The organism is Amycolatopsis sp. NPDC059027 (assembly GCF_042739735.1).
GTDB lineage: Bacteria > Actinomycetota > Actinomycetes > Mycobacteriales > Pseudonocardiaceae > Amycolatopsis.
On record NZ_JBHYIK010000009.1, the window covers coordinates 107,834 to 114,557 of the forward strand.

At 74.1% G+C, this 6,724-nt stretch carries 4 protein-coding genes; 2 read left to right on the forward strand and 2 right to left on the reverse strand.

Translation table 11 applies throughout. The features are described from left to right. The first annotated feature begins 7 nt into the window (after positions 1–7). A complete protein-coding gene (locus ACFWY9_RS08755; protein WP_378325498.1) occupies positions 8–2,173 on the forward strand; it encodes a YrhB domain-containing protein in 2,166 nt (721 codons plus the stop codon). A 57-nt stretch (positions 2,174–2,230) separates the two neighbouring features. On the opposite strand, the gene eccB is transcribed toward ACFWY9_RS08755, so the two are convergent. Continuing rightward, the gene (eccB, locus tag ACFWY9_RS08760) at positions 2,231–3,664 is read right to left on the reverse strand and encodes a type VII secretion protein EccB (RefSeq protein ID WP_378325497.1); all 1,434 of its coding nucleotides are present in this window, start codon (positions 3,662–3,664) and stop codon (positions 2,231–2,233) included. Between the two features lie 3 nt (positions 3,665–3,667). Continuing rightward, positions 3,668–5,050 (reverse strand): type VII secretion integral membrane protein EccD, encoded by a 1,383-nt coding sequence (gene eccD, locus ACFWY9_RS08765; RefSeq protein ID WP_378325495.1) that lies wholly within the window; start codon positions 5,048–5,050, stop codon positions 3,668–3,670. Positions 5,051–5,151: 101 nt separating this feature from the next. Here eccD and ACFWY9_RS08770 point away from each other — a divergent pair, with 101 nt between their 5' ends. After that, a complete protein-coding gene (locus ACFWY9_RS08770) occupies positions 5,152–6,645 on the forward strand; it encodes a serine/threonine protein kinase (RefSeq protein WP_378325493.1) in 1,494 nt (497 codons plus the stop codon). The last annotated feature ends 79 nt before the right edge of the window (positions 6,646–6,724 follow it).

Genomic DNA, 6,724 nt, shown 5'->3' on the forward strand with positions numbered 1-6,724 from the left:
AGAAGCGATGGAAGCGCGGGAAGCGGTCGAGAAGGTCGAGCACTGGTTGCGTTCCGGCACGTCCGCCGACCTGACCGACGGCGAGCACGCGGTGCGGGTCGACCACGAAAACGTGGTGCGCGTGCCGGAAGGCTGGTACGTCCCCTACGACTCGGTCCGGTCGCTCGACACGGGAGACCGGCTGGCCGCGCTGGTGCCGCAGCCCGCGCTCGTCGTGCGTGCGGACGGCGCGCTGCGCAGGCCCGACCTCGGCCCGGAAGGCAGGCTGCCGAGCGTGCCGGTGGCCATGGCCGGTGCGGCGGACTGGCAGGAGATCCTCGAGCCGGAGTTCGAGCACAGCGGGGTGGCCTACCTCGGCGTTCCGCGAAGCGCCGTGCTCGCCTGGCGGAAGTACACCGACGGCGAGCCAACGGACGAAGTGCGGGTCAATCCGGAGTATCAGCAGGGCCCGGAGCGGCTGGGCTACCCGCCCATGGACACCCCGCTGGAGCATCTGCTGAGCTACGCCGCGACCGGACGCTACGAGCGTGCCCAGTACCTGTCCGGCTTGCTGGGCGCGGAAGTGCTCATCCCCCTCGATCCGTATACCGGGCAGCCACTGGAGCGGCAGTGGGAGGAAGGCCGGACGCTTCTGCGGGTGTACAGCTCCCGGCGCCGCCTGCCGGTGGGCACCGCGCGCTGGTCGCGCGCCGAAGTGCTGTCGGTCATCGAAGACTTTCCCGGCACCGGCCTGCTGATCAACCCCGGTTCGTTCCCGTCGGACCGGCTCGACGCCGGCGAGCTGGCCGCCACGCGGGCCGCGTGGCCCCTGTTCCGCAAGTCGCCGCCGGTCGTGGAGGTCTCACCCGAGTACTCCGAGTGGGTGGCCGAAACGGGCAGGCTCGTCGCGGAGCGGTTCGGGCTTGACGAGCCGCTCGCCGGTCTGCGCGAGGCGATGGCGAAAGCCAGGGCCGCCGGTTTCGAACTGTCCGAAGTGGAGTGTGAACGCTTCGTCGTCGGCCGGGCGTGGGAACGGCGCAACGGCGTGCGCCCCGACGGAGTCGACTCGCCAGGGGAAGACCGGTCCGGCCGGCAGTGGCCGGAAGACCTGACGGCGAACGGCCTGGTGGCCAGGTACGACGCGCTCGGCCGGGTCCGGCCGCACGCGGGGAGTTCGGGCAAGTTCTCCCGGCGGGACGCCGACGAAGCCGGCTTTCAGTGGCACCGCGTCACCGGGGCCTTCGTCGGGTTCGCCATGGGCGAGTCCCTCGGCCTCGCGGTGGACACGCTGAGCACGCCGGAGATCCAGGCCCGGTTCGGCGACGGCCTGCTGGACCGGGTCGGCAGGCCCGGCCCGCTGACCGAGCAACTGCTGTTCCACACCGAGGGTCTGCTCCGGGCGCTGCCCGCCCCGGTGACCCCGGCCCTGCGGACGGTCGGGGTCCGTGCTCTGCGCCGCTGGCGGGAAACCGGCGGCGACGACGGCTGGTTGACGCGAGTCGCGGAACTGCGCGATCGCACGCCCCTTCCGGCCGGGCCCGGCGACGACGTGAGCTTCCTCGTGCCGGGTCTGGCAGCCGCGCTCTGCGGTGGCGCCCCGGATTCGGACGAGAAGACCGCCGCGGAAGCCGGCAGGCTGCTCGCGGCGGGTGCCGGCGCCGACGAACCCACGGCGGACGCGGCGGCGGCGCTGGCGGAGCTGTTCGCCCGGCTCTTCCGGCGGGCCGACCCGGCCTATCCCCCGCACATCCACGTTCAGCGGCAGCTGGACGTGGGAACGGTGTCCGGCCCGGTGGCCGGGGCATTCGCCGGCGCCCTCCGCGCCAGGGTCGAGCTGATCCGCCCCGACCACGAGGAACTGGACGCGGCGGGCACGGGGCAGAGCGCCGTGGACGCGGTGGGACGGACGATGATCGCGGTGTTCCGGCGGTTCTTCGACCCGCGCTGGACGCTGGTGTCCGCGGTCGGCCACTCCGGCCGAAGCGCGATCACCGGAGCGCTGGCCGGGGCGATGCTCGGTGCCCGGTACGGTATCCCCAGCCTGCCCGCGGACTGGCTGCACCAGCTGGAACTACGCGACTTGACCGAAACCGTCGCCGACGACGCGTTCTGGCACTTTTCCGCCCATCCGCCGCTCGCCGACAGCCGCTACGCCGCCGAGTGGGCCGCCCGCTATCCGCGCGATGTGTCCTGAGTGGACGGACAGACGCCGCAGGCACCGCACTATCCACAGTAGACGGACAGCAGGGGCTCAGCCGCCCAGCGTCTGGTTCTTCGCGGCGTTCGGATCGAGCCCCGGGCCCTCCGGCAGCCGTGCCACCAGCCCGGCGGGCAGCCGGACGGCGCGATCGGCCGGGTAGCCGAGCATCTTCAGCACGTCCGGCGCGGCCAGCGGATAACGGCGGCCCAGGTCGGTCACCAGGGTCAGGGTTCCGCTCGGCGCCTGCGCCGAGGGCATCGCCTCGACGACCGCGGCGCTGCCCGGCGGCACGAACACCCGGTCGGCGAGCGGGGTGCCGTCCGCGGACCGGCGCGAGGTGGCCGCCATCGGATCCGCGGGCGGCAGCGCCGGATCGACGGTCAGCCGCGGCGCGGTCCCGCCCGGCGCGAAGGTGGCGCACACCGTGGACTCCCGGTCCCGCAGCCGCGCGATCGACGGCCGCGTGGCTGGGGCCGCACCCGCCACGGCGTCGGCCGGGTCGAGCCGCCGGGAGGTGGTCGCCAGCGACGGCGGCAGGGAAACCGCCATCGGCTCACCCCCCGGATAGGCGGCCGACGTCTGCGCGGCGGCCCGCTGGATGTCGTACTGCAGCGCGGAAATCGGGCGCAGCGCGTCCCGCTCGGCGAGGTAGTACTGCCGTCCGCCGCCCGAGGGCTGCACCACCAGCAGCATCCCGGCGCGGATGTCGGCCCGGCCCGGCACCGCCGTCGACGGCTCCCCCGGCTGTGCCACCGCGAGCGGCCCGATCGGGGCGCCCTCCGGCAGGACGTCGAGCCACGGCCTGCCCACCCGTGCCCACGGTTCGGCGGTCAGCGCGAGCCCGGTGCCGACCGCGCCGTAGTCCTCGATCCGGTGCCGGTGACCCCGCCAGACCAGATACCGGTCCCCGTTCGTCACCAGTTCCACCAGCAGCGCCTGATCGCCCAGCCCGGCCCCGCCCGCCGGGTCGGCCCCGGCCAGCAGCACCGACTCCTCGATCCGGCTGCCCGCCACGTCGCTGGCGGGCGCCGAACACAGCGACCACGAGCCGGTGAGCAGCCGGTCGGCGGCGGGCAGCGCGTCCGGCGCGTCCGGGATGCCGATCCGCGGCCCGCGCGGCACCCCGGCCAGCGACTCGCGGGAAACCTGTTCCGTGGCGCGGTGATCGCCGAGCAGCAGCAGCGCGGAGGTGTAGTTGGCGACCGGGTGCAGCCGGTCGCCGAGGTAGACGTACCTCGTCCCGGTCTCCTTCTCCACGATCACCGCGGATTCCTTGCGCCAGGCCGTGTTCCCGCCCGGCACGATCATCCCGTACACCCCGACCGCGGCGAGCGACACGATGCCCAGCGCGATCCCGGCGAACGACGCGCTCCCGGTGCGGCGGAACGGCGGCTGCTCCGGATCGGTCTCGCGGGTCACCAGCGCGGACGTCGCCCGCCGGACGAGGAACTGGTACGCCTGCAGCTGGTCGCGTTTGGACGCCACGGGTCAGCCTCCCAGCCCGCGCACGGCGGCATACAGATCGAGCACCCAGCACGCCACCGGCACGATCGCGACCATGAGCAGGATCTCGAAGTACTCGGCGAACCGGCCGAGATAGGGATTCGCGCGGCGGGTGCTGAGCAGGACGCTGGACGCGATCGCGCCCGCCGCCACGGCGAACAGCAGCGGACCGGCCGTCAGCAGCGCACCCGCCCCGTCCGCGATCAGCGGGCCGAGCGCGAGACAGCCGAGCCCGGACATCCCGGTGACGAGCAACGGAACGCGCTGACGCAGGACCGGATACAGCCGCGCGCGCAGCAGGAAACCCAGTGCCAGCACGGAAACCAGCACCACGGGCGCGGTGCCGCCCGCGCGGATCAGCACCACCTGGCAGACCGTCACCACCACCGACGTCCCGGCCAGCATGCCGGTGAGCAGACCGTCGGCCCTGGCCACGGCGGCGTGCACGAGCGCGAGCGGCGGCTGTGGATCGTCGCGGACCAGATCGGCCGTGCTGCGCGGCAGCACCGGCATCGGCACCCGGCCCAGCCGCAGGGCCAGCGGGGCGAACGCGCCGGACAACGCCAGCAGCGCCCCGCCGAGCACGGCCGCCGACCGGTACCCTGCGACGTCGTCGAAAGTGGCCAGCCAGCCGCCGAGCACGGTGAGCAGCCCCACCATGACCGCCCCGGCGAACAGCGTCTGCGCCGCGGTCACCCCGAGGTAGCCCACGAGCGCCGCCAGCAGCAGGGCCGCACCCGCGAGCACCAGCTGCCCGGCGGAGAGCCCGGTCACCGGATTGCCGCCCGCCAGCAGCAAACCGCCGCCCGCGAAGGCGTAGGGCAACGCGACCGCGGCAAGCACGGCTCCGGCACCGGCGTCCCGCATCGCGCGTGCCAGCGCGACACCCGCGATCAGCAACAGCGCCGCCGCGCCGAGCGCCCACGCCGCCGCGCCCGGCAACGGTGGTCCGGCGCGCAGCACCGCGGCCAGCCCCAGCACCAGGGCCACGGCGCCCGCGGAGAGCCCGGCCAGCCGGGTGTGCCGCGGGCCCCAGGCACGACCGGTCTGCCCCGAGCCGGTGGCGATGGCGTCGACCACGTCGTCGTACTCCAGCTCCGGCCAGTCGGCGCGGCGCGGTGTCAGGTGCAGGATCTCCCCGTCGCGCACGCGGTGCGAGCCGAGCGTCCGATCGAGGTCGAACGCCGTCCCGTCACCGCGGCGCAACACCCAGCCGCCTCCGGGAACGCCGTCGTCGGCGAGCCCTTCGCCCGCGCGTGCCAGCAGGCCGGGCAGGAGCTCGGCGACGGCCATGTGCTCCGGTAACGCCATGTCGATACGCCGATGCGGGGTGGCGATGGTGAGTCGGACCAGGCCGGCAGTCTGCATAGGGGAAGCCTCGGGCACCACGCGCGGACGCGGGCGCCGAAGGCAGGAACCTGCCGCGCGAAACGCACGTGGGAATGGCCTCGATGCGCGAGAATGGACACATGAGCATCGAGAACGCGGCCGTCGACCTGCGGCTCGTCGCCCAAGGCCCGATCGCCACGGTCTACGCGGCCCGGTCGGCCGACGGCGGCGCCGAGGCCGTCAAGGTGTTCCCCGAACGGTTCGACCGCGACACCGCGGCCTGGCTCGACCGGGAGCGCAAGGCGCTGGACACCGCCCGGTCGACGCCGTCGCTCCTGCCGATCGAGGGACTGGTCGAGTTCCCGCAGGGACGTTCGGGCGTGCGGATGCGGCTGTGCGACGGATCGCTGGCCGGGCTGCTCGACGCCGGTGTCCGCCTGCCCGTCTCCGACGTGCTCAGGCTGGGCGCGGCGATCGCCTCGGCGCTGGCCGCAGCCCATCGGGTGGACGTCCTGCACGGTGGGGTGACCCCGCACAACGTGCTCTACCGCGCCTCCGGTGAGTTCTTTCTCGCCGACTTCGGGCAGGCGCTGCGCCGCCGGTTCCCCCGCGATCCGATGTACGCGGTGGAATACACCGCGCCGGAGACGTTGCGCGACGACACGTTGTCCACCGCCTCCGATCTCTACGGGCTGGGCGCGGTGCTGTACACCCTGTTGACGGGCGCGCCGCCGTTCCCGCGCCGCACCGGGCAGCAACCCGGCGAACGGATTCTCCAGGTACTGCGGGAACCGGTGGCGCCGATCCGCGGCACGCAGGTGCCCGCCGGACTGTCCGAAATGGTCATCCGGCTGCTGGCCAAGGAGCCGGACGAGCGGCCCCACGAGGCGGGCGCCGTCGCGGAGCTGTTCGAAAACCTGCGCCGCGCGCCGCAAGGTCACGGTGTTCCCGCGCCTGTCCAGGAGCAGCTACCGGAGCGCACCGAGACGACCGCTGTGCCCGAAACCCCCGAGGACGAGCCGGAGCGGGAGGACGTCGAGTTCGACGATTTCGCCGAACTGCCAAGGCCTTCGCCCGTCTCGCCCGCGCCCGCGCCCGTGCCCGCTGAACCCGTGGCGCCGCCGCCCGCACCGGCGAACCCCGGTGGCCGCACGTTGATCCGTACCTTCGGCGGCCCGGCCACCGCCACGCGGAACACCGCTTCGGGCGCCGGCTGGCGTACCGGAATCCTGGTGGGCGCGGGTGTCGTCGTCGTGGGTCTCGCCGTGGTGCCGATGCTCGCCGGGCCGGAGAAGGTGTCCGGGCAGGCCAGCCCGGTGACGCTGGTCGCGCAGCCGGCGAACGGCATGCCGCCCGCCGAACAGGCCCCGGACATGCACCTCGAACTCGCCCAGCCCGCCGACCTCGGCGACCGCGTCCGCCTCAGCTGGCGCGCCGACGGTGACCTCGATTTCGCCGTTGTCGTGGCGGGCGAGCGGATCGACACGATGGTGCTCGTCGCGCACCGCCAGCGCGCCATGGACGTCCCGGTCGACCCGGCACGCCGGTACTGCTTCCAGATCCGTGCCACCGACGGCAGGCACGTCTACACCAGCGCGCCCGTCCCGATCCGCGGCGGCCGCTGCACCCCGTGAGCTGAAGGGGGCGTTGCACGCAGACCCCGCGGCGTAAATCGCCCGCAACGCACGGCCCCAGAGCCGCGGGGGGGGGGCC